The 23,591-nt window shown below is 55.4% G+C and carries 17 protein-coding genes; 10 read left to right on the top strand and 7 right to left on the bottom strand.

What is annotated here, in order from left to right:
• Positions 1-227: 227 nt before the first annotated feature.
• The 8 genes from rplM to B498_RS03790 all read left to right on the top strand — a co-directional run bounded on the left by rplM (position 228) and on the right by B498_RS03790 (position 7,435).
• The gene (gene rplM / locus B498_RS03755; protein ID WP_003860434.1) at positions 228-656 is read left to right on the top strand and encodes a 50S ribosomal protein L13; all 429 of its coding nucleotides are present in this window, start codon (positions 228-230) and stop codon (positions 654-656) included.
• A 15-nt stretch (positions 657-671) separates the two neighbouring features.
• Positions 672-1,064, top strand: coding sequence for a 30S ribosomal protein S9 (gene rpsI / locus B498_RS03760; protein ID WP_003860436.1), 393 nt, complete (start codon positions 672-674; stop codon positions 1,062-1,064).
• A gap of 308 nt (positions 1,065-1,372) precedes the next feature.
• The gene (gene sspA / locus B498_RS03765) at positions 1,373-2,011 is read left to right on the top strand and encodes a stringent starvation protein SspA (protein ID WP_008502830.1); all 639 of its coding nucleotides are present in this window, start codon (positions 1,373-1,375) and stop codon (positions 2,009-2,011) included.
• A gap of 5 nt (positions 2,012-2,016) precedes the next feature.
• Complete coding sequence (gene sspB, locus B498_RS03770; protein ID WP_032623061.1) at positions 2,017-2,514, top strand: ClpXP protease specificity-enhancing factor; 498 nt, start codon at positions 2,017-2,019, stop codon at positions 2,512-2,514.
• A 449-nt stretch (positions 2,515-2,963) separates the two neighbouring features.
• Positions 2,964-3,641 carry a DUF1120 domain-containing protein gene (locus B498_RS03775; protein WP_008502828.1) on the top strand — a complete coding sequence of 226 codons (678 nt, stop codon included), beginning with the start codon at positions 2,964-2,966 and terminating at the stop codon, positions 3,639-3,641.
• A gap of 120 nt (positions 3,642-3,761) precedes the next feature.
• Entirely contained in the window at positions 3,762-4,466 is a 705-nt protein-coding gene (locus B498_RS03780) for a fimbria/pilus chaperone family protein (protein ID WP_008502827.1), read from the top strand.
• A 78-nt stretch (positions 4,467-4,544) separates the two neighbouring features.
• Complete coding sequence (locus B498_RS03785) at positions 4,545-6,896, top strand: fimbrial biogenesis usher protein (protein WP_199557851.1); 2,352 nt, start codon at positions 4,545-4,547, stop codon at positions 6,894-6,896.
• Positions 6,893-7,435, top strand: a complete 543-nt coding sequence (locus B498_RS03790) for a membrane protein (RefSeq protein ID WP_008502825.1) — start codon at positions 6,893-6,895, stop codon at positions 7,433-7,435. Before B498_RS03785 ends, B498_RS03790 begins: the two co-directional genes overlap by 4 nt.
• A gap of 199 nt (positions 7,436-7,634) precedes the next feature.
• Here the strand turns inward: B498_RS03790 and gltD are convergent, their stop codons facing one another.
• Both gltD and gltB read right to left on the bottom strand, forming a co-directional pair.
• On the bottom strand, positions 7,635-9,053 hold the full coding sequence (gene gltD, locus B498_RS03795; protein WP_008502824.1) for a glutamate synthase subunit GltD: 1,419 nt from the start codon (positions 9,051-9,053) through the stop codon (positions 7,635-7,637).
• Between the two features lie 9 nt (positions 9,054-9,062).
• Positions 9,063-13,523 carry a glutamate synthase large subunit gene (gene gltB, locus B498_RS03800; RefSeq protein ID WP_008502823.1) on the bottom strand — a complete coding sequence of 1,487 codons (4,461 nt, stop codon included), beginning with the start codon at positions 13,521-13,523 and terminating at the stop codon, positions 9,063-9,065.
• A gap of 687 nt (positions 13,524-14,210) precedes the next feature.
• Between gltB and B498_RS03805 the strand changes: the two genes are divergently transcribed.
• Positions 14,211-15,152, top strand: coding sequence for a TIGR01212 family radical SAM protein (locus tag B498_RS03805; protein WP_102000900.1), 942 nt, complete (start codon positions 14,211-14,213; stop codon positions 15,150-15,152).
• On the opposite strand, the gene B498_RS03810 is transcribed toward B498_RS03805, so the two are convergent.
• Positions 15,132-16,634 (bottom strand): helicase HerA-like C-terminal domain-containing protein, encoded by a 1,503-nt coding sequence (locus tag B498_RS03810; RefSeq protein WP_008502820.1) that lies wholly within the window; start codon positions 16,632-16,634, stop codon positions 15,132-15,134. The two genes, B498_RS03805 and B498_RS03810, sit on opposite strands and share 21 nt — an antisense overlap.
• A gap of 137 nt (positions 16,635-16,771) precedes the next feature.
• Between B498_RS03810 and B498_RS03815 the strand changes: the two genes are divergently transcribed.
• Positions 16,772-18,412 carry a dihydroxyacetone kinase subunit DhaK gene (locus B498_RS03815; RefSeq protein WP_008502819.1) on the top strand — a complete coding sequence of 547 codons (1,641 nt, stop codon included), beginning with the start codon at positions 16,772-16,774 and terminating at the stop codon, positions 18,410-18,412.
• 43 nt (positions 18,413-18,455) lie between these two features.
• On the opposite strand, the gene ahr is transcribed toward B498_RS03815, so the two are convergent.
• The 4 genes from ahr to holC all read right to left on the bottom strand — a co-directional run bounded on the left by ahr (position 18,456) and on the right by holC (position 23,484).
• Positions 18,456-19,475, bottom strand: coding sequence for an NADPH-dependent aldehyde reductase Ahr (gene ahr / locus B498_RS03820; protein ID WP_008502818.1), 1,020 nt, complete (start codon positions 19,473-19,475; stop codon positions 18,456-18,458).
• An 83-nt stretch (positions 19,476-19,558) separates the two neighbouring features.
• Positions 19,559-20,062, bottom strand: coding sequence for a GNAT family N-acetyltransferase (locus B498_RS03825; RefSeq protein WP_008502817.1), 504 nt, complete (start codon positions 20,060-20,062; stop codon positions 19,559-19,561).
• Between the two features lie 123 nt (positions 20,063-20,185).
• Entirely contained in the window at positions 20,186-23,041 is a 2,856-nt protein-coding gene (locus B498_RS03830) for a valine--tRNA ligase (protein WP_008502816.1), read from the bottom strand.
• Positions 23,041-23,484, bottom strand: coding sequence for a DNA polymerase III subunit chi (gene holC, locus B498_RS03835; protein WP_008502815.1), 444 nt, complete (start codon positions 23,482-23,484; stop codon positions 23,041-23,043). The genes B498_RS03830 and holC overlap by 1 nt, the downstream gene beginning before the upstream one ends.
• Positions 23,485-23,591: the final 107 nt, after the last annotated feature.

The raw sequence follows: 23,591 nt of genomic DNA, 5'->3' as shown, positions 1-23,591 counted from the left end.
GCCTCGAAAAACCCAATGTGAATCACATTTAAGGGTCGATCTTTGACCTCAACTTCTCTATAATCTTGCGACCCCACGTTACGAGAAGGTTTTTTTCCCGAAACTTTCTATGTGTCGGCATGTGCTATTCGAAGGGGTAGGTTTGCCGGACTTTGTCGTGTGAACCTCAACTGACTAAACGTTTGGGTGTTCACCAACGTGTAACTTATTATTTGGGTAAGCTTTTAATGAAAACTTTTACAGCTAAACCAGAAACCGTACAGCGCGACTGGTATGTTGTTGACGCGACCGGTAAAACTCTGGGCCGTCTGGCTACTGAACTGGCTCGTCGCCTGCGCGGTAAGCACAAAGCGGAATACACTCCGCACGTTGATACCGGTGATTACATCATCGTTCTGAACGCTGACAAAGTTGCTGTTACCGGCAACAAGCGTACTGACAAAATGTACTACCACCACACCGGCCACATCGGTGGTATCAAAGAAGCGACCTTTGAAGAGATGATTGCTCGCCGTCCTGAGCGTGTGATTGAAATCGCGGTTAAAGGCATGCTGCCAAAAGGCCCGCTGGGTCGTGCTATGTTCCGTAAACTGAAAGTTTACGCAGGCAACGAGCACAACCACGCGGCACAGCAACCGCAAGTTCTTGACATCTAATCGGGATTATAGGCAATGGCTGAAAATCAATACTACGGCACTGGTCGCCGCAAAAGTTCCGCAGCTCGCGTTTTCATCAAACCGGGCAGTGGTAAAATCGTAATCAACCAGCGTTCTCTGGAACAGTACTTCGGTCGCGAAACTGCCCGCATGGTAGTTCGCCAGCCGCTGGAACTGGTTGATATGGTAGAAAAACTGGATCTGTACATCACCGTTAAAGGTGGTGGTATCTCCGGTCAGGCAGGTGCGATCCGTCACGGTATCACCCGCGCTCTGATGGAGTACGACGAATCCCTGCGTTCTGAACTGCGTAAAGCTGGCTTCGTTACTCGTGACGCGCGTCAGGTTGAACGTAAGAAAGTGGGTCTGCGTAAAGCACGTCGTCGTCCACAGTTCTCCAAACGTTAATCCATTCTGCTTACGCAGAACGATTGGCGAAAAACCCGCTTCGGCGGGTTTTTTTATGGATAATGCGCAGGTTATCCACAATATCCATGCATATATCTTCTCTTTTTCCACATTTCCAGAATCCCCTCACCACAAAGCCATCAAAATCTGGTAAACTATCATCCAATTTTCTGCCCAAATATCGGTGAATACTCGATTTTTGTTCGATTCTTGAACAATGTGTCTTCTCTGGGATGGGCGATACAACATCTGGCTGGCCCCTGTTGGGCTGGTAGCAGTAAAAATTCTGAATATACCTGGAGGTTTTCATGGCTGTCGCTGCCAACAAACGTTCGGTAATGACGCTGTTTTCTGGTCCTACTGACATTTATAGCCATCAGGTTCGTATCGTGCTGGCCGAGAAGGGTGTCAGTTTTGAGATCGAGCATGTGGAAAAGGATAACCCGCCTCAGGATCTGATCGATCTCAACCCGAGCCAAAGCGTACCGACGCTGGTGGATCGCGAGCTGACCCTGTGGGAATCCCGTATCATTATGGAATACCTGGATGAGCGTTTCCCGCATCCGCCGCTGATGCCTGTTTACCCTGTTGCGCGTGGTGAAAGCCGCCTGTACATGCAGCGTATCGAAAAAGACTGGTATTCGCTGATGAACGTGATTACCAGCGGATCCGCTGCCGAAGCTGACGCTGCGCGTAAGCAACTGCGTGAAGAGCTGCTGGCAATCGCCCCGGTGTTTGGTCAGAAACCGTTCTTCCTGAGCGATGAATTCAGCCTGGTGGATTGCTACCTGGCACCGCTGCTGTGGCGTCTGCCAATCCTGGGCGTAGAGTTCAGCGGTCCTGGCGCGAAAGAGCTGAAGGGCTACATGACTCGCGTCTTTGAGCGCGACTCTTTCCTGGCATCTTTAACTGAACCGGAACGTGAAATGCGTCTCGGCCGAGGCTAATGACTGTGGAAATGTCACAACTTACCCCACGCCGTCCGTATCTGCTGCGCGCCTTCTATGAATGGCTGCTGGATAACCAGCTCACGCCGCACTTGGTTGTGGATGTGACGTTGCCGGGCGTGCTGGTTCCAATGGAATACGCACGTGACGGACAGATTGTACTGAACATCGCCCCGCGCGCGGTGGGTAACCTGGAGCTGGCAAACGATAAAGTGCGCTTCAACGCGCGTTTCGGCGGCGTACCGCGCCAGGTTTCCGTACCGCTGGCTGCTGTGCTGGCTATCTACGCGCGTGAAAACGGTGCGGGTACCATGTTCGAGCCGGAAGCGGCATATGATGAAGACGTTGCCAGCCTGAATGATGACAACGCATCTGATGAGCGTGAAAGCGACACGGTGATGTCAATTATCGATGGCGACAAACCCGATCATCAAGATGACAATGACCCTGATGACGATCCGCCTCCGCGCGGTGGTCGCCCAGCGCTACGCGTTGTGAAATAAATCCGCTTGCGCCGTTTGTAAAAAGCCAGTGATATCACTGGCTTTTTTATTTCTGTATCAATCTACCGTTGTAATATTTTTAAATAAGCATTGTTTATATCTCTTGTTTCTTCATTGCTTGATTAATAATTAAATAGATTTATAAACCCCATGAATAAATGAGGTGTGAACTAATATCAAAACGATGAGAAAAGTAAAGAGGAATTCTGAGTAATATTATTTTTTTGATGTTGATCTCTTTTTTGATTGGGTAATTTCTTAATAAAATAAGGAAAAAATCATTTTGTGGTTATCCTTAATAGAATAGTTAATTTTGCTAAATTGCATGTATTTATAAAAACAATACTATGTGCACATGCTGACAAGCATGACGACAATCAGTAACTGGTAAAGGTATTTATCATTACTGGGTTAAATATTGCAATTACTCATATGTTAAGGATTAACAAGTGAAAAAAGTTTTACTCGCTACTGCGCTTTCTCTGTGTGTGACTTCAGCATTTGCTGCAGACCCTTCAGCTGTACTGAAGGTTAAAGGTACGCTGACGAATGCAGCATGTACGCCAGTATTAAGCAACGGCGGTACTGTTGACTACGGTACAATTAATTTGGGCAGTCTGAACGCTTCTGCTGTCAACCAGTTGGGACAGAAGAATATCGATCTGACCATTAACTGCACCGCAGCAACAAAAGTGTCCTGGAATATGGTTGACGATCGCGCTGATACTAACGCGGGTCTGACCGTAGAAAACGGTATGTTTGGTGGTGGTATTATTAAAGGCGCTAGCCAAACTTACGGTGTGGGCAAAACCGCGGGTGGCGTTAACATTGGCTCTTACGCTCTGCTAGTTAAAGTAGACAGCGTAACGGCTGATGGTGCTGCGGTAGATCCAATCTATCAGCAGAACGCGACGGGTACCTGGACCAAATCCACCAACGGTTCTTCTCAGGGCAGCCATATTCGTGACTTCACCGTTGCGTCTGCAGGTTCTCTGGATCCGCTGGCCTTCCAGACCGCGACCTTCCCGCTGGCAACTTCACTGGCTCTTCAGGACACCACAACTCTGGCGATTACGGACGATACTCAGCTTGACGGTCAGTTGACCATCAGCCTGCGTTATCTGTAAGACTTTATTGAGTAAAAGTAATTTTAAAATAATCCAGAGAGTGAATGTTCTGCATTTACTCTCTTTTTAACAGCACGATAAACATGGAATGTTCCGTTGGGCTATCAAGGAGATAATATTATGCAATGCATAAGGTCGAATATATTTAAAACACTTTTTACTGTCGCTTTATTTTCCGCCAATTTTGCGGTGCATGCAGAAGGTATGGTGCCAGAAACCAGCCTGCTAATTATTGATGAAGCCACACACAGCGGTACCATTAACGTAAAAAATACGGATTCACACCCATCCTTATTATATACGAACGTTGTAGACCTGCCGGACGACCAGGGGCTTAAGTTGATCGTCACGCAGCCTGTAGTTCGCCTTGAGCCGGGCCAAACGCAGCAGCTTCGTTTTATTTTGCAAAGCAAGCAGCCGCTGGATGTTGAGCATTTAAAACGCGTCACATTTGACGGTATTCCACCAAAAAATGACGATAAAAAAATTAAAATTGGCATTAATATTCGCCAGGATATTCCAGTGCTAATACGCCCGGCTACGCTGGGGGTCGTGACGGATGCGTGGAAATACCTCAAATGGTCTACGGTCGGATCTTCTGTAAAAGTAACCAACCCAAGTAAGTACGTTGTTCGTCTGGCACAAAAAGTCGTATTACAACCTTCAGGCGCAAACGCCACGCTTTCCAAAACTTACCTTCTGCCAGGTGAGACGATGACGGCTGCGTTGAACAAAACGAGCAGCGGTGACAGCCACGTTAAATTTTTCCCGGCCAGCCGTTATGGCATTGAAGTGCCGAGTTTTACCTCAGAATTAAATAAATAATATAGGGATCAAACGGTGAATAAAAAAAGCCGTATTGCACTTTGTGTCCGCGCAGTTCTCTGCGGCACCTTGCCTCTGATGATGTTTGACTCCGCCTCCGTACTCGCAAGGGAAGTGACGTTTGATACGGGGGTAATGAAAACGCTGGGGTTATCGAGCGACTTGAACCATTATTTCGCTGAAGCACCGCGTTTTCTGCCCGGAACCCATTCCGTGAACGTTAAAGTGAATGGTGAAGATCGCGGAATGGCCGCCGTCCGTTTCAATAAGGACGGCGTGCTGTGTTTTGATAACGATCTGCTTGATTTCGCAGGCCTCATGCCAGTCCCCCTGAAGGCAGGCGAGGCGTGCCACAACATCCGCGACGACTACCCGAAAGCGGTAATCAACGCGTTGCCAAACCAGGAAGCCGTTGAGTTGTATCTGCCGCCTGAAGCGGTAAACAGCCTGTCGTCGGATATCCGAAACTTCCAGCACGGCGGTGCCGCCGGGATGCTCAACTATTCGCTTTTCAGCACCCGTAACGAATATGGCGGTAGCGACAAAACCCGCTATTCGCAGGCCAATCTGGAAGCGGGTTTTAACGCATTTGACTGGTCGCTTCGCAGTAATTACATCCTGACGGATGACAATGGCAAGAAAAATGCTGACAGCATTTACACCTATGCAGAGCATGTTTTTGTCCCGCAGAAGTTAACCATGCAGGTCGGTGAAATTAATGCCATGTCTAATGTGCTGAGCGGCATACCCATTACCGGTATCCAGCTTTTGCCGACTAGCGGGCTGACAAAAGACGGCAGCGGCGTCAGCGTGTCAGGCATTGCCCGTTCCTCCCAGGCTCGCGTGGAGATTCGCCAGAACAATCAGCTGATCTTCAGTACGCTCGTGCCCGCGGGACCATTTACGCTGGATGACGTGCCGGTTGCGCGTAACAACGTCGATTTAGACGTTTCCGTCGTAGAGTCGGACGGCTCCACGAATCACTTTATTGTTCCTGCTGCCGCTGTGAAGCAGCGAAATCTTTCTCGCCCGCAGGGGCTTACCGTGTCTGCCGGTCAGGTGCGCAGTATCGATAGCGACTACAGCGATCCGCTGGTGATGAACGTTTCCGACGGCTGGCGCATTTTCCCGTGGATGAACCTTCTGGCCTCCGGTACTGCCGCTCAAGATTACCAGGCAGCTGGCGGTCGTACCGATTTTCTTATCAGCGATCTTTGGTCTGTTTCCACGACGGTTGCGGCAAGCAAAGAGTCGTTTGGTGACAGCAACAGTGGACTTAAAACCGAGCTAGGAAGCGATCTTACGCTTTCCTCCCATGTATCGCTTTCCACCAGCGCGACGCACTACAGCGGCGGCTACCGTGAGATGGCAGAAGCGATGGACGATGACTATCAGGGGTACGATAACGCCTACTCCGGCAGCATACGTTTCTCATCCGGTCTGGCAGGCGTTTTCTCAGCAGGCTTCAACTATAACCAGAGCAGCGGGAACTCTGAGGATTCCCGCTATCTGCTTCTGTCGTGGGGTAAGACATTTAAATATGCCAGCGTTACCGCCAACTGGCAAAGCGCTGTGGGCAACGTCGATGACGACCAGGATGATGAAATGCTGTACATCAACGTCAGCATTCCGCTGAGTCCGGGGCAGTCTGTCAGCACTTACATGCGCAAGCAGGGCGACAATACCACTTACGGTGTGGCCAACAGCGGTTCGCTGGGCGAAAACACACACTACTATATCGCCGCCGATCGTGACCAGTCGTCCAGCGATAATAGCTTCAACGGTAACCTTAACACCAACCTGCATTACACCCAGCTGAGCGTGGGTGGTGGCAGCAATGGTGATCACCAGCGTAACTATAACGCCACCCTGGCGGGCGGCATCGCTATGCACAAAAATGGCGTGACGTTCTCGCCGTATGCGATTCGCGATACCTTTGCGATTGCCAGACTGAGCGAGAAGAAAAGCGGGGTAGAAATCGCTACGCCACAGGGTACGGTCTGGACCGATGCCTGGGGACAGGCGGTTGTACCTTCGCTAAACGAGTGGCGCAATTCGCGTATAGAAGTGGATGCCAACAAGCTGCCGCAGAATATGACGCTGGCAAACGGCACCCGATATATCGCCGCAGGTCACGCTTCAGTCAGCGAGCTTGATTTCAAGGTGCTGAACAGCCGACGTGTGATGCTGCGTATGAAGCAAACCGATGGTCAGCCGCTGAGAAAAGGGCTGGCAATCGTGGATGAGAAGGACAACTACATTGTGACGGTCGTTGATGATGGTCATGTCTTTATCAACGATGCGGATCAGTTACCGGCGCTGTACGCCATGGACGCCAACAACAATCGTTTGTGCAAACTCGATTTCGCTCTTCCTGAGAAACGCAATGAAGACGCCTTCTATGAAGAAGTAAACGGAGTATGCCGATGAATTATCAACAAACAGTAGGATTAACAGCGCTGGGGATACTTTTCTTCGTGGCGACTGCAAATGCGGAAGATTGCCAAATATCGCTTTCGCAGCCGGTGGTGGATTACCATGAAATGCGTCGAGATAATATCGATAAAACCCAGCAGAACTGGCACAAAATGGCGGACCGTACCCTCAACGTTAATGTTTACTGCCCGCAGCCGCAGCAAATGGCGGTGTTGTTACAGGGGACGGCAGGCGATAAAGGGCGCTTCACATTCGGCCAGTCTGGCGGGATGGCGGTTAAAATCGATGATATGACCATCGACGGTAAAAATTACACCGTCGGCAAAACGGTCGATCAGCTCGGTTTTACTCCGCAAAGCGGCACGCCTTCGCCGTTTTATGTGCGTAATAATGAAGCGGTTATTGCGGTTGATAATAATCAGGTGCCTTCAGGCCAGCAGATGAATTTCCGGGTCACGCTATCACCTGTGCTGGATGACAATGCGTTTAGCCGCATCACCGATCAAACCGTACTGGAAAGTGACTTAACCTAGACTCTGCTGACGAGGTAGCATTTCGGTGAGTAAAAAATAGCTCTTCATTATTTCTATCGCCAATGAAATGCCTGTTTTTTTCTTGCAGCTGACTCAAGCATTGATAGGCTGGCAACCTTCATGCTGAAATATCTGAAATTTTTTTGATTACACTGTAGGTAACAAAGGGAATAAACCGGAAGGTTTATTCCCTTTTTTTTTACACTTCCAGGTAGTTCAGTATCCCGTCAGCCGCTTTGCGCCCTTCGGCAATCGCCGTCACCACCAGGTCGGAACCGCGAACGATATCGCCACCGGCGAAGATTTTCGGGTTGCTGGTCTGGAAGGCATTATCGCTGCCTTCTGGCGCAATAATACGGCCCTGCGAGTCCAGCTCAACGCTGTGCTTCGCCAGCCATTCCATGCTGTGAGGGCGGAAACCGAACGCCATCACCACGGCGTCAGCGGGGATCACGTGCTCGGAGCCTGCCACGATTTCCGCGCGACGACGGCCTTTCGCATCCGGAGCGCCCATCTCAGTGCGCGCCATCTTCACGCCGCTCACTTTACCGTTGGCATTCACTTCAATACCCAGAGGCTGGATGTTGAACTGGAATTCTACGCCCTCTTCACGCGCGTTTTTCACTTCGCGCTTAGAGCCCGGCATGTTCTCTTCGTCACGACGGTAGGCGCAGATCACGTGCGCCGCATTCTGACGAATGGAGGTACGCACGCAGTCCATCGCGGTATCACCGCCGCCCAGCACCACCACGCGTTTGCCTTCCATGCTGACGAACGGCTCATCGGCGGTTTCACCATAACCCATAATCTGCTTGGTGTTGGCAATCAGGAACGGCAGCGCGTCATAAACGCCCGGCGCGTCTTCGTTTTCCAGACCACCGCGCATGGACTGATAAGTACCCACGCCCAGGAACACGGCGTCGTAATCCTTCAGCAGATCGTCGAGCTGTACGTCGCGGCCCACTTCTGTGTTCAGTTTGAACTCAATGCCCATGCCGGTGAAGATTTCACGGCGACGGGTCATGACCTCTTTCTCCAGCTTAAAGGCCGGGATACCAAAGGTCAGCAGGCCACCAATCTCCGGATGGCGGTCAAAGACCACCGCCTTCACGCCGTTGCGGGTCAGCACGTCCGCACAGGCCAGGCCCGCCGGGCCCGCGCCGATGATCGCCACGCGCTTGTTGGTTTGCTTCACGCCGGTCATATCCGGACGCCAGCCCATCTCAAACGCTTTATCGTTGATATAGCGCTCGATGTTGCCGATGGTCACCGCGCCAAACTCGTCGTTCAGCGTACAGGAACCTTCGCACAGACGATCCTGAGGGCACACTCGGCCGCACACTTCCGGCAGGGTGTTGGTCTGGTGAGACAGCTCGGCGGCTTCAAAAATACGTCCTTCGTTGGCCAGCTTCAGCCAGTTAGGGATGTAGTTGTGTACCGGACATTTCCATTCGCAGTAAGGGTTACCGCAGGACAGGCAGCGGTCTGCCTGTGCTTTGGCCTGGCCTTCTGAAAACGGCTCGTAGATTTCAACAAATTCAATTTTGCGGATCTTCAGCGGTTTCTTTGGCGGATCAACACGCTGCAGGTCGATAAACTGGTATACGTTCTGGCTCATCTGAATTCCTTACTGCGCCTGCACGCGCAGCTCTGCTGCGCTACGACTACGGTGACCCAACAGGGCTTTAACATCGCTGGACTTCGGCTTAACCAGCGCGAATTTCGCAGAGAACGCCGGCCAGTTCGCCAGGATCTCTTCGCCGCGCGAAGAACCGGTATGCTGCACGTGTTCGGTAATCAAACCGCGCAGGTGTTCTTCGTGAATGGCCAGCGTGTCAACGTCCAGCACTTCTACCAGTTCAGGGTTCACGCGTTTACGGAACTCACCGTCTTCATCCAGGACGTAGGCAAAACCGCCCGTCATGCCTGCGCCGAAGTTCACGCCGGTTTTACCCAGAACGCAAACAATCCCGCCCGTCATGTATTCACAACCGTTATCGCCAATGCCTTCCACCACGGTGATAGCACCGGAGTTACGCACCGCAAAACGCTCGCCCGCACGGCCCGCGGCAAAAAGACGACCGCCGGTTGCGCCGTACAGGCAGGTGTTACCGATAATGCTGGCTTCATGGCTGCGGAAGGCTGAGCCGACCGGAGGACGTACCGCCAGAAGACCGCCCGCCATGCCTTTGCCGACGTAGTCGTTGGCATCGCCGGTCAGGTACAGCTCAACGCCGCCTGCGTTCCACACGCCGAAGCTCTGACCCGCAGTACCGCTGAAGTGCGCGGTAATCGGATCGGCTGCCAGCCCCTGGTCACCGTGCGTCTGCGCGATGTAGCCGGAGAGGGAGGCACCCACGGAACGGTCGGTGTTGCGGATATCAAACCAGAACGTTTTGCTCTGCTTGTCGTCCACATACGGTTTCGCCTGCTGCAGCAGCTGCGCGTTCAGCACGCCGTTGTCGAACGGCGGGTTGTTCTCGGTGCAGTAGACCGCTTTGCCAGGATGCGGCTGCGCGGTTTCCAGCAGCTTAGACAGCTCCAGCTTCTGCTGCTTGGCGGTGAAGCCTTCCAGCTCTTTCAGCAGGTCGGTACGGCCAATCAGGTCCACCAGACGCTTCACGCCCAGCTGCGCCATCAGCTCGCGGGTTTCACGGGCGATGAACTCAAAGTAGTTGGTCACTTTGAACGGCAGGCCGTGGTAGTGGTTCTTACGCAGCTTCTCGTCCTGGGTTGCAACGCCGGTTGCGCAGTTGTTCAGGTGGCAAATACGCAGGTATTTACAGCCGAGCGCAACCATTGGGCCGGTACCGAAGCCAAAGCTTTCCGCACCCAGAATCGCCGCCTTGATGATGTCGAGGCCGGTTTTCAGGCCACCGTCCACCTGCAGACGGATCTTGTGACGCAGACCGTTAGCCACCAGCGCCTGCTGGGTTTCCACCAGGCCAAGTTCCCACGGGCAGCCCGCATATTTCACGGAGGAGAGCGGGCTTGCGCCGGTACCACCGTCATAACCGGCGATGGTGATAAGGTCCGCATAGGCCTTCGCCACGCCGGTGGCAATGGTGCCGACGCCCGGTTCGGAAACCAGCTTCACGGAGATCATCGCTTTCGGGTTGACCTGCTTCAGGTCGAAAATCAGCTGCGCCAGATCCTCGATAGAGTAGATATCGTGGTGCGGCGGCGGGGAGATCAGCGTCACGCCCGGTACCGAGTAGCGCAGTTTGGCGATGTACGGGGTAACTTTATCACCCGGCAGCTGACCGCCTTCGCCCGGTTTCGCACCCTGAGCGACTTTAATCTGAATCACGTCGGCGTTGACCAGGTACGCTGGCGTCACGCCAAAGCGGCCGGATGCCACCTGCTTGATACGGGACACTTTGTTGGTGCCGTAACGGGCAGGATCTTCACCGCCTTCGCCGGAGTTAGAGTTGCCACCGATGCTGTTCATGGCTTCCGCCAGCGCCTCGTGGGCTTCCGGGCTCAGCGCGCCGATGGACATCGCCGCGGTATCGAAGCGTTTGAACAGTTCGGATGCCGGTTCGACTTCGTCAATGCTGACCGCTTCATCACCCGGATTCAGGGCAATGAGGTCGCGCAGCGTCGCCGCCGGACGGTTGTTCACCAGCTCAGCGTACTGCTGATAATCACGGTATTCGCTGCTCTGAACCGCCTGCTGCAGCGTGCGCACCACGTCAGGGTTGTAGGCATGATACTCGCCGCCGTGAACGTATTTCAGCAGACCGCCCTGATCCAGCGGCTTACGTGCCAGCCAGGCGCGCTTGGACAGGTTCACCAGATCCTGCTGGAAGTCAGCAAAACCGGCGCCGCCGATGCGGCTGACCACGCCCTGGAAGCAAAGGTTGGCGACCTCATCATGCAGGCCGACCGCTTCAAACAGCTTCGAGCAGCGGTAGGAGGCAATGGTCGAGATGCCCATTTTGGACATGATCTTGTACAGACCTTTGTTGATGCCGTTACGGTAGTTCAGCATCACCGCGCGGTAATCTTTGTCGATCGCGCGGGTATCCACCAGACGGGCCAGCGTTTCATAGGCCAGGTACGGATAGATCGCCGTCGCGCCAAAGCCTAACAGCACGGCAAAGTGGTGCGGGTCGCGCGCGCTGGCGGTTTCAACAATGATGTTGGCGTCGCAGCGCAGGCTCTTATCCACCAGACGCGTCTGGATAGCGCCCACCGCCATTGGTGCAGGCACCGGCAGACGGTTTTTCGCGATGTTGCGGTCGGACAATACCAGCAGCACGGTACCGTTACGCACCATCTGTTCGGCTTTGTCGCACAGCGCATTCACCGTCTCTTCGAGGCTCGCGTCGTTCACGTCGAAGGTAATATCGAGCGTGTCGGCGCGATAGTGCTCCTCTTTCATGGTGGTAAGCTGTTTGAAATCGGAGTACAGCAGGATCGGCGATTTAAAGGTCAGACGGTGCGCCTGGCCTTCGGCCTCGCAGAAGACGTTCATCTCGCGACCGATGCTGGTGGCCAGCGACATCACGTGGGCTTCACGCAGCGGATCGATTGGCGGGTTGGTGACCTGCGCAAACTGCTGGCGGAAGTAGTCGTAAATGATGCGCGGCTGGCTGGAGAGCACGGCAAACGGGGTATCGTCACCCATCGAGCCGACCGCTTCCTGGCCGTTCTCACCGAGCACGCGGATGACGGAGTCCAGCTCTTCCGCGCTGTAGTTAAACTGCTTCTGGTAGCTGGCGAGGGTGTCATCGTCCAGCTCGCGGCTGCCCACTTCTTCATCCGACAGATCTTCAAACGGCACCAGACGACGCACGTTTTTCTCCATCCACTCTTTGTACGGATGGCGGCTCTTCAGATCGTTATCGGTTTCGGCGGAGTGCAGGATGCGTCCACTGCGGGTGTCGATCACCATCAGCTCGCCCGGACCGACGCGGCCTTTCTCGACCACTTCGTCAGGCTGGTAATCCCAGATGCCGACTTCAGAGGCGCAGGTGATGAGCTTATCTTTGGTGATGACGTAGCGCGCCGGACGCAGGCCGTTACGGTCCAGGTTACAGGCAGCGAAACGACCGTCGGACATGACGATGCCCGCCGGGCCGTCCCACGGCTCCATGTGCATGGAGTTAAAGTCGAAGAACGCGCGAAGCTCAGGGTCCATATCCGGGTTGTTCTGCCAGGCCGGCGGCACGAGCAGACGCATGGCGCGCACGATATCCATCCCGCCCGCCAGCAGCAGTTCCAGCATGTTATCCATCGAGCTGGAGTCCGAGCCGGTTTCGTTCACGAACGGCGCGGCATCATGCAGGTCAGGGATCAATGGCGTCTGGAACTTGTAGGTACGGGCGCGGGCCCACTGGCGGTTACCGGTAATAGTGTTGATCTCACCGTTGTGTGCCAGGTAGCGGAACGGCTGAGCCAGCGGCCAGCGTGGAACGGTGTTGGTGGAGAAGCGCTGGTGGAACAGGCAAATGGCCGATTCCAGACGCAGGTCCGCCAGGTCCAGGTAGAAGCGCGGCAGGTCAGCCGGCATACACAGACCTTTATAGATGTTCACCAGGTTAGAGAGGCTACAGACGTAGAACTCTTTATCGTCCTGGAGACGTTTTTCAATGCGGCGGCGGGCGATAAACAGACGGCGTTCCATATCACGCGGACGCCAGCCCGCAGGCGCGTTGACGAAAATCTGTTCAATACGAGGCAGCGAGGAGAGGGCGATTTCACCGAGCACCCCTTCGTTGGTTGGCACATCGCGCCAGCCGACAATCGACAGGGTTTCACGCTGAAGTTCTTCTTCAACGATGCGGCGTGAGGCGGCAGCTTTTTCAGGATCCTGGTTCAGGAACAGCATGCCGACAGCGTAGTTTTTGGCTAAACGCCAGCCGCGCTCTTCCGCCACGATGCGGAAGAAACGATCCGGTTTTTGCAGCAGCAGGCCGCAACCGTCGCCAGTTTTACCATCGGCAAGAATGGCGCCACGGTGCTGCATACGGGCCAGTGCGTGAATAGCGGTACGCACCACCTTGTGGCTAGGTTCGCCTTCTATGTGGGCGATCAGGCCGAAACCACAGTTATCCTTCTCAAGGGATTTATCGTACAACATATCAGTGAACCTCCCCAGGCTCGTCGGGCTTCCCACTGAACTTTACCGTGGCGCACAGGCACAGAAAGAGCATGGCGACGGGGTTTGCGTTTCATACGCGGACCTCGCATTCGCCCTCTTTTTCATCCTTTCGCGCAGGTAAACAAGTTTGAGGACTTGCTTCAGAGGGAATCTCAATTACTGCATAAATATGATGAGCAGGCCGCTCATCCAGAAAGCTTCCAGCGGATTTCCAACTTATCGGGAATTGGTACACAGGTCAAATGGCAATCTTATTTATACAAAAATGTGCTAAAGAGAGTTTATCTGTTTGTATTTTAAGGTTATTTAACTAATTTTACATTGAATGAATGCCCTGAAAGAGCACAGCGGAGTGTGATCTGACTCACTATATGAAAGCGGTATTATCCATGTAGCGTGCTGAATAGCGGTTTTATAGCAGAACAATAATCTGGCATTGGCCGCAAACCCGCATAAACACACTGTTTTTCAGTGATGGCGCTATAAATGAAAAAAACAATCAGAACATAAGGAAAAGTAATCACATGCGGCGTGAATGAAATTGCAGTAATCCTGAGTATTTATTCATATAGATAAAGGCCGTCCAGGGCGATTGATCCAGGTCATCGCCGACAGAGGCTAAAAATGGCAGGCTTGTCCCCTTTCTCCGGGACGGTCTATCAGATTATGCAGTTACAGAAATTAGTCAATATGTTTGGTGGGGATCTTTTGCAGCGCTACGGGCAAAAGGTTCATAAGCTGACGCTGCACGGCGGGTTTAGCTGCCCGAATCGCGACGGCACCATCGGGCGCGGAGGCTGCACCTTCTGTAACGTCGCGTCGTTTGCCGATGAGGCGCAGCAGCACCATTCTATCGCTGAGCAGCTTGCCCACCAGGCCAGCCTGGTGAACCGTGCGAAGCAGTATCTGGCCTATTTTCAGGCTTACACCAGCACGTGGGCGGAGGTGCAGGTATTGCGATCGATGTATCAGCAGGCCGTCAGCCAGGCCAGTATCGTTGGGCTGTGCGTGGGAACCCGCCCGGACTGCGTACCGGACGCGGTGCTGGACCTGCTCAGCGAGTACAAAGAACAAGGCTACGAGATCTGGCTGGAGCTGGGCTTGCAAACGGCACATGATAAAACGCTGCACCGTATCAACCGTGGCCATGATTTCGCCTGCTACCAGCGCACCACGCGGCTGGCACGCGAGCGCGGGCTGAAGGTCTGTTCACATCTGATTGTCGGTCTGCCCGGTGAAGGTCAACAGCATGGCCTTGAAACCCTGGAAAAAGTCGTTGAAACCGGCGTGGACGGCATCAAGCTTCATCCGCTGCATATCGTGAAGGGCAGCATTATGGCGAAAGCCTGGGAGGCCGGGCGGTTAAGCGGTATCGAGCTTGAGGACTATACGGTGACGGCGGGGGAGATTATTCGCCACACGCCAGCGGAGATTGTCTACCACCGCATCTCGGCCAGCGCCCGCCGTCCAACGCTTCTGGCACCGCTGTGGTGTGAGAACCGCTGGACGGGGATGGTGGAAATTGACCGCTACCTGCAGGAGAACGGCGTACAGGGTTCGGCGCTGGGCCGCCCGTGGGTTCCGCGTCTACCGGCGACGGCCGCCTAACAAACTCCCCAGCATGCCGCGCACGATCTGATTGGTGACCTGTCGCGCGGCGCTTTTCGCCATCGTCTGCACTACGCCGTCGCGTTTGCCGCCGCGCGGCCCGGTGCTGCCGAACAGGATGTCTTTGAGTCCGCCAAGAATGCCGTCATCCACGGCGACAGACTGCCCTTTAGCGGCAGGCGCATCCTGCGATTCCGTTGTCGCCTGGACTCCTTTTTGCAGCATCTCGAACGCGGACTCGCGATCCACCTCGTCTTCATATTTCCCGTAAACCGGAGAGTGGTTAATCAGGCCGTTGCGCTCATCGTCGGTCACCGGCCCCATGCGCGAGCAAGGTGCAATGACCATGGCGCGTTCCACTACGGACGGGCTACCCTTCGCATCGAGGAACGAGATCAGCGCTTCACCGGTGCCCAGCGCCTGAATGGCGGCTTCGGTATCAAAGGCCGGATTGGCGCGCATGGTTTGCGCAGCGGCTTTTACCGCTTTTTGATCTTTCGGCGTGAAGGCGCGCAGGGCGTGCTGTACGCGGTTACCGAGTTGTCCCAGCACGTTATCGGGGATATCCGACGGGTTTTGCGAGACAAACCAGACGCCGACGCCTTTGGAGCGGATCAGGCGGATAACCTGCTCGATCTTGTCCAGCAGCACCTGCGGTGCATCGTTAAACAGCAGGTGCGCTTCATCAAAGAAGAACACCAGCTTCGGCTTCTCAAGGTCGCCCGCCTCTGGCAGCTGTTCGTAAAGTTCAGAGAGCATCCACAGCAGGCTGGCGGCGTAGAGTTTCGGCATCTGGTAGAGCTTTTCGGAGCTCAGGATGTTAATAATCCCTTTTCCGCTGCTGTCGGTGCGCATCCAGTCTTTGATATCCAGCATTGGCTCGCCGAAGAAGTGCTCGGCACCCTGTTGCTCCAGCGTCAGTAGGCCACGCTGAATTGCGCCCACCGAGGCGCTGCTGATGTTGCCGTACTGGTTCTGGAAGGATTTGGCGTTATCGCCGATGTACTGCGTAATGGCGCGCAGATCTTTGAAATCAAGCAGCAGCAACCCCTGGTCATCGGCAATACGGAAGATGATATTCAATACGCCGGACTGCACGTCGTTGAGGTTAAGCAAACGGGCCAGCAGCAAGGGACCGAGATCGGAGACGGTGGCGCGCACCGGGTGGCCTTTTTCACCGAAGATGTCCCATACCACCACCGGGTTACCGTGCGGCGTCCAGTCCGTGATGCCGATATTCTTCAACCGTTCGAGCAGTTTTTCAGAGGCGGTCCCTTCCTGAGCCACACCGGTTAAATCGCCTTTTACGTCAGCCATAAAGACCGGTACGCCAATCTCTGAAAGCGACTCCGCCAGCTTTTGCAGGGTGACGGTTTTCCCCGTCCCGGTCGCGCCGGTGATCAGACCGTGGCGGTTCGCCATCGCGGGCAGTAAATAGAGCTCTTTTTCCAGCGTCCGGGCAATTAACAATGGTGTACTCATGATGCGCTTCCTCTCGTAGTCCTGGGTGGAGTATAGGCAACCTGACGGTAAAACGGCTGAGTAAATTGCTGACTTTGCGGCGCATTATCCAGCGCGGACTATGCTTTTGCATACGGTTCACAAAATAGTGGGAAACTATGTCCAGATTCTTCTTTAACGATCGCAAACAGCTGGTCAACGATGCCATTGAAGGCATACTGCTTTCTGCGCCACATGCCAATCTCGTCAAGCTTGATATCGATCCGGCCATCCGGATCGTCGCGCGCGGCGACTGGGATAAAAGCCGCGTGGCGGTAATTTCCGGCGGCGGCTCAGGCCATGAACCCGCACACGCCGGGTTTGTTGGCAAAGGGATGCTGACGGCGGCAGTGTGCGGCGATCTGTTTGCCTCGCCGAGCGTGGATGCGGTACTGAATGCCATCGTCGCGGTCACGGGCGATCGCGGCTGTCTGCTGATCGTCAAAAACTACACCGGCGACCGCCTGAACTTCGGCCTGGCCGCTGAAAAGGCCAAACGCTTCGGCCTGAAGGTGGAGATGGTGATTGTGGCGGACGATATCGCGCTGCCGGATAACAAGCAGCCGCGCGGTATTGCCGGCACGGCACTGGTGCACAAGATTGCGGGCTATGCGGCGGAACAGGGGAAATCGCTGAGCGAGGTGCGGGATATTGCGCAACAGGCCTGCGATAACCTCTGGAGCCTGGGCGTAGCGATGCAAACGTGCAACCTGCCGGGCAGCGACGATGAAGAGGGGCGCATTAAGCAAGGCCATGTCGAGCTGGGCCTGGGCATTCACGGCGAGCCCGGGGCTTCCGTGGTGGATACGCAAAACAGCAAAGCCGTTATCGACACCCTGGTGACGCCGTTACGCGCGCAGGCGGGGGAGGGGCGTTTTGCGGTGCTGATTAACAATCTTGGCGGCGTATCGGCGCTGGAGATGGCGCTGCTGACCAAAGAGCTGGCGCACTCGGCGCTGAAAGAGAATATCGCGTACCTGATTGGCCCTGCGCCACTGGTCAGCGCGCTGGATATGAAAGGCTTTTCTCTGACGCTGCTGAAGCTCAACGATTTCTTTGAAAAGGCGATTCACGCCGACGTCGAGACGCTGGGCTGGCAGAAGCCCGTCGCATTTGCGCCACTGCGCACCGTGGCGCATAGCGCCATTCATGACCGTGTGGAGCACACTCCGTCTGACAATCCACAGGTGCGTGCGTTTGTCTCCTCCGTGTCGACAACGCTGCTCCAGCTCGAAAACCGCCTGAACGCGCTGGATGCTAAAGTGGGGGATGGCGATACCGGCTCTACCTTTGCGCAAGGGGCGCGGGATATTGCGCAGCGCCTGGAGGAGAACGCGCTCCCGCTTAACGATGTGTCTAAGCTGCTGCTGCTGGTTGGCGAGCGGCTGGCCACGGTGATGGGCGGATCGAGCGGTGTATTAATGTCGATCTTCTTTACCGCGGCCGGGCAAAAGCTTCACGATGGCCAGTCGCTACCGGAAGCGTTGCTGAGCGGGCTGGCGCAGATGAAGCAGTACGGCGGGGCGGATCTCGGCGATCGCACGCTGATCGATGCGCTGCAACCGGCGCTGGAGGCGTTACAGAAAGGCAATATTCAGGCGGCAGCGCAGGCCGCGCAGCAGGGCGCAGAAGCAACGTCGAAAATGGCGAAAGCCGGCGCGGGACGCTCGTCGTATGTCAATAAAGAGAACCTGGATGGGGTGATGGATCCGGGAGCGGTCGCGGTAGCGGAAGTATTTAACGTATTGGCGCAGCAGTGAAAGTAGGCCGGGTAAGGCGAAGCCGCCACCCGGCAAACTCACATCAGAAATCTGCTTTCAGCACCACGCGGTAGCGGGCTTTGCCGTCGCGCACGTGCTGGATCGCTTCGTTGATTTTTGACATCGGATACAGTTCGGTGGTCGGCGCCACTTTGGTGCGTCCGGCGAATTTCATCAGTTTGCGCAGCTCGTACGGCGTACCGGTTGCAGAACCGGAGATGCTGCGATCCCCGCCGATCAGGGTAAACGCCGGAACCGGCAGCGGCTTCATTACCGCACCCACGGTGTGGAAGTTACCGCCGTAGGCCAGCGCTTCAAAGTACGGCTGCCAGTCGAGATCGACGTTCACGGTGTTGATGATCAGGTCAAACTGGCCCGCCAGCGCGTTCAGCGCGTCCGGATCGCGGCTGTTCACCACTTTATCCGCCCCCATCGCCAGCACTTCTTTCTCTTTCGCCGGGTTCGAGCTGAACGCCGTGACTTCACAGCCCATCGCGTGCAGCAGCTTAATGGCAATATGCCCCAGTCCGCCGATACCGATGACGCCGACGCGGCTGGTGGCGGTGATATGGTGCATCAGCAGCGGCTTGAAGACGGTGATGCCGCCACACAGCAGCGGACCGGCGGATTCGATATCAATGCTGTCCGGCAGCGGGATGACCCATTGCCAGTCGGCGCGCAGTTTATCGGCAAAACCACCTTTGTTGAGAATGGTGGGAACGGCGCCTTCGAGGCAGTTGATTTGATTGCCGCTGATACAGGCATCGCAGTGACCGCAACTGCGTGCCGTCCAGCCAATGCCCACGCGCTGGCCCACTTTGAGCCCTTTGTCCTGCGCGGCGCTACCGAGCGCCACGACGCGGCCAATAACTTCGTGCCCGGCAACCAGCGGATAGCTGGAGAAGCCCCATTCGTTGTCGATCATCGAGAGATCCGAGTGGCAGATCCCGCAGTAATCAACCTGTACTTCGACGTCTTCTGCTTTTAGTTCGCCCGCATCGTACTCGTACAGCTCAAGTTCTGCACCCGCCTGCGGTGCGGCGTAGCTTTTTATCTTCGACATCGTGTTTCCCCCGTTGTGGTGTGAACTGAGAGTGTAGAGCATTCAGTTTACAGCCGCTTAACAGAAGAGGGCAGGAACGAAAGTTACAGACTTTTCAGCATTCTGACTTCGCAATCAACGTGACCGGTACAGCCCAGCGGCGCATCGATATGCTCAAAGCCCAGATGTTCATACAGGCCGATGGCCTCTTTGAGGAAGGCGGTCGTTTCAAGGTAGCAGCGGGTAAAACCCTGCTTGCGCGCGTGGTCCAGCGCCATCAGCGCCAGCTTTTTTGCCAGTCCTTGTCCGCGTGCCGTTGGCAGGAAATACATTTTCTGCAGTTCGCAGATATCCGGCTCGCTGCAGCTGAGGGGCGCCACGCCGCCGCCGCCCACGACCTGACCGTTCTGCTCGATGACCCAGTAGGCATGACCAGGCTGGCTGTAGAGCTGGAAAAGCGCGTCCAGATTCGGGTCGGCAACCGTGTAGCCCTTGTCAGCCGTCAGTCCATATTCGGCAGAAACGGTGCGAATAACGGCGGCGATAGCCGGGTTATCCTGCTCAGCGATCCGGCGCATCGTCGTCGCGACGGGGGTAATCACGCTCATAGCATTACTCATTACAAAAATTGACACATAACTGCTGTTAATAGCACCGCAGAAAGGGGAGTGCAAGCGAGGAGTTTTCAGGAAGGTTACCCCTTACGCCCTGAAGCGTAAGGGGTAAAAGCATTACAGGGCAGCGATAACCGCCTGCTGCTCAATCAGCTTGGTCTTCGCATCGGCGAAGGCAACCAGACGCTCACGCTCTTTCGCGATGACCGCTTCCGGCGCGCGGGCAACAAAGCCTTCGTTCGCCAGCTTGCTTTCGATTTTGCCAATTTCCACGTCGACTTTCGCCACTTCTTTCGCCAGACGAGCCAGCTCAGCGTCTTTGTCGATCAGACCCGCCATCGGGATCAGCAGCTCGGCGCCGTCGATGATTTTGGTCACGGAAACCGGACCTTTGTCATCAGCAGGCAGCACGGTGATGCTTTCCAGACGCGCCATGGTTTTCAGGAAGGTGTTGTTCTCGGTGACGCGACGAACGGCCGCTTCGCTACAGCCGCGCAGCAGCAGCTCCAGCGGTTTGCCCGGCGCGATGTTCATTTCAGCACGAATGTTACGTACCGCCACGATCGCCTGCTTCAGCCACTCGGTATCCGCAGACGCCGCTTCATCAACCTTAGCCGCATCGAACGCCGGGAACGGCTGCAGCATGATGGTGTCGGCGTTGATGCCTGCAATCACCTTCACGCGCTGCCAGATGGTCTCGGTGATGAATGGAATAACCGGATGCGCCAGGCGCAGCAGGCCTTCCAGAACGGTAATCAGCGTGTTGCGCGTGCCGCGCAGTTCCGCCTCAGTGCCGCCGTTCATGACCGGCTTCGCCAGCTCCAGATACCAGTCACAGAACTGGTTCCAGGTGAATTCATACAGAATGCCCGCCGCGATATCGAAGCGGTAGCTGTCCAGCGCGTCGCGGAACGCTTTCACGGTCTGGTTGAATTCCGCCAGGATCCAGCGGTCGGCCAGGGAGAGGGTCATCTCGCCGCCGTTGAAGCCGCAATCCTGATCTTCGGTGTTCATCAGCACAAAGCGGCTGGCGTTCCACAGCTTGTTACAGAAGTTACGGTAACCTTCCAGACGCTTCATGTCCCAGTTGATGTCACGACCGGTCGAGGCCAGTGCCGCCAGGGTGAAACGCAGGGCGTCGGTACCGTGAGCCTCAATCCCGTTCGGGAACTGCTTCTCGGTGCGCTTGCGGATTTTCTCCGCCAGCTGCGGCTGCATCATGTTGCCGGTGCGTTTTTCCAGCAGCTCTTCCAGAGAGATACCATCAACCATATCCAGCGGGTCGATGACGTTACCCTTGGATTTGGACATCTTCTGGCCTTCGTCGTCGCGGATCAGACCGGTCATGTAGACGGTATGGAACGGAACCTGCGGCTTGCCGTCTTCGTCTTTGATGAAGTGCATGGTCATCATGATCATGCGGGCAATCCAGAAGAAGATAATATCGAAGCCGGACACCATCACGCTGGTTGGGTGGAACTGACGCAGCGCGTCGGTGTTTTCTGGCCAGCCGAGGGTGGAGAAGGTCCACAGCGCGGAGGAGAACCAGGTATCCAGCACGTCTTCGTCCTGACGCAGGGCAACGTCTGCGCTCAGGTTGTTTTCCTGACGCACTTCATCTTCGCTGCGGCCAACGTAAACGTTGCCGTCGTTGTCGTACCATGCCGGGATACGGTGACCCCACCACAGCTGACGGGAGATACACCAGTCCTGAATATCGCGCATCCAGGAGAAGTACATGTTTTCGTACTGCTTCGGTACGAACTGAATGCTGCCGTTTTCAACCGCTTCCACAGCCGGTTTCGCCAGCACGTCGGCACGTACGTACCACTGGTCGGTCAGCATGGGCTCGATAACCACGCCACCACGGTCGCCGTACGGCACGGTCAGGTCGTGAGGCTTGATCTCTTCCAGCAGGCCCAGTGCGTCAACGGCAGCCACAATCGCTTTACGCGCGGCAAAGCGTTCCAGCTTCTGGAACTCGGCCGGGATGTCGCTGGAATAAACGTCGGATTCGTTGCCTTTGGTGTCGTACACTTCTGCGCTTTCGCGGATATCTCCGTCGAAGGTCAGAATGTTGATCATCGGCAGGGCGTGACGACGACCCACTTCATAGTCGTTGAAGTCGTGCGCCGGGGTGATTTTCACGCAGCCGGTGCCTTTTTCCATGTCGGCATGTTCGTCGCCCACAATCGGAATACGGCGGTTTACCAGAGGCAGCACCACGAATTTGCCAATCAGATCTTTATAACGCGGATCTTCCGGGTTAACGGCCACGCCGGTATCGCCCAGCAGGGTTTCCGGACGGGTGGTCGCGACCACCAGGTAATCTTTACCGTCAGCGGTTTTTGCGCCGTCGGCCAGCGGATAGCGGATGTGCCACATGGAGCCCTTGGACTCGCGGTTTTCCACTTCCAGATCGGAAATCGCGGTGCGCAGTTTTGGATCCCAGTTAACCAGGCGCTTGCCGCGGTAAATCAGGTCTTCTTTGTACAGGCGGACGAAGACTTCTTTCACGGCGTTGGAAAGGCCTTCATCCATGGTGAAGCGCTCGCGCTCCCAGTCCACGGAGTTGCCGAGACGGCGCATCTGACGGGTAATGGTGCCGCCAGATTCCGCTTTCCACTGCCAGATTTTGTCGATGAACGCGTCGCGACCGTAGTCGTGGCGGGTTTTCCCTTCTTCAGCGGCAATTTTACGCTCAACCACCATCTGGGTCGCGATACCCGCGTGGTCAGTCCCCGCCTGCCACAGGGTGTTTTTGCCCTGCATGCGCTGGTAGCGGATCATGGTGTCCATGATGGTCTGCTGGAAAGCATGACCCATATGCAAACTGCCGGTGACGTTCGGCGGCGGGATCATGATGCAGAAGGACTCTTTGCTTTCGTCGCCGTTAGGCTTGAAATAGCCCTGCTGTTCCCAGTGCTCGTAAAGCGGCTGTTCGATATCGCGTGGGTTATATGTCTTTTCCATTATTTCCAGGTTGCCGTATTCAGGTTAAAACCAGCCAGGCGGTACGCTTTATAGCGTTCGCGCGCCAGTTGTTTCAAGGATTCTTCGTAAGGTACAAAGTCTACCACTTCTGTGAAAGCGGTGGCAAAATCTGCAAAATCTATCCGCAGGCTAATCAGAATGTCGCGCGCGCTGCTGTTGCGCTTTTGCGGCCAGGCAATTTCCACCGGCGCCCCGCCGCGTGGCCCTTCGCCTGACAGGTTATGCGGAACAAAGCTCTCAGGCGGGCGGGCCCACAGCGCTTCATCGAGACGAATCGCCTGCTGCTCATCTTCACAGGCTATCAACACGCGTTTGCCTGCGCGCCAACGTTCTGCGGCAATTTCACACACCAGCTGTTCGACGGCGCTGAGTCCATCCTGATGGGTGTCGTTGTCCAGAAGGTAGAACGTTGCATTCTTCATATATGGGGCTTCTTGTCGTGGATTTAAATGCAAAGCCGGGTGGCGCTTCGCTTACCCGGCCTACGGTTGAGTGGCGTGTAGGCCGGGTAAGGCGAAGCCGCCACCCG

It is taken from the genome of Enterobacter sp. SST3, assembly GCF_000286655.1.
Lineage (GTDB): Bacteria > Pseudomonadota > Gammaproteobacteria > Enterobacterales > Enterobacteriaceae > Enterobacter > Enterobacter roggenkampii.
The sequence above is the reverse complement of the archived record's forward strand: the minus strand, read 5'-3'. Positions and strand labels throughout refer to the sequence as shown.

Excerpts from the sequence above, each read along its gene's own strand:
- gltB (WP_008502823.1), bottom strand. The coding sequence starts at position 13,523 with ATGTTGTACGATAAATCCCTTGAGAAGGATAACTGTGGTTTCGGCCTG.
- B498_RS03785 (WP_199557851.1), top strand. The coding sequence starts at position 4,545 with ATGATGTTTGACTCCGCCTCCGTACTCGCAAGGGAAGTGACGTTTGAT.
- gltD (WP_008502824.1), bottom strand. The coding sequence starts at position 9,053 with ATGAGCCAGAACGTATACCAGTTTATCGACCTGCAGCGTGTTGATCCG.
- ahr (WP_008502818.1), bottom strand. The coding sequence starts at position 19,475 with ATGTCGAAGATAAAAAGCTACGCCGCACCGCAGGCGGGTGCAGAACTT.
- B498_RS03815 (WP_008502819.1), top strand. The coding sequence starts at position 16,772 with ATGTCCAGATTCTTCTTTAACGATCGCAAACAGCTGGTCAACGATGCC.
- B498_RS03790 (WP_008502825.1), top strand. The coding sequence starts at position 6,893 with ATGAATTATCAACAAACAGTAGGATTAACAGCGCTGGGGATACTTTTC.
- B498_RS03780 (WP_008502827.1), top strand. The coding sequence starts at position 3,762 with ATGCAATGCATAAGGTCGAATATATTTAAAACACTTTTTACTGTCGCT.
- rpsI (WP_003860436.1), top strand. The coding sequence starts at position 672 with ATGGCTGAAAATCAATACTACGGCACTGGTCGCCGCAAAAGTTCCGCA.
- sspA (WP_008502830.1), top strand. The coding sequence starts at position 1,373 with ATGGCTGTCGCTGCCAACAAACGTTCGGTAATGACGCTGTTTTCTGGT.
- B498_RS03810 (WP_008502820.1), bottom strand. The coding sequence starts at position 16,634 with ATGAGTACACCATTGTTAATTGCCCGGACGCTGGAAAAAGAGCTCTAT.
- rplM (WP_003860434.1), top strand. The coding sequence starts at position 228 with ATGAAAACTTTTACAGCTAAACCAGAAACCGTACAGCGCGACTGGTAT.
- B498_RS03830 (WP_008502816.1), bottom strand. The coding sequence starts at position 23,041 with ATGGAAAAGACATATAACCCACGCGATATCGAACAGCCGCTTTACGAG.
- B498_RS03825 (WP_008502817.1), bottom strand. The coding sequence starts at position 20,062 with ATGAGCGTGATTACCCCCGTCGCGACGACGATGCGCCGGATCGCTGAG.
- holC (WP_008502815.1), bottom strand. The coding sequence starts at position 23,484 with ATGAAGAATGCAACGTTCTACCTTCTGGACAACGACACCCATCAGGAT.
- B498_RS03805 (WP_102000900.1), top strand. The coding sequence starts at position 14,211 with ATGCAGTTACAGAAATTAGTCAATATGTTTGGTGGGGATCTTTTGCAG.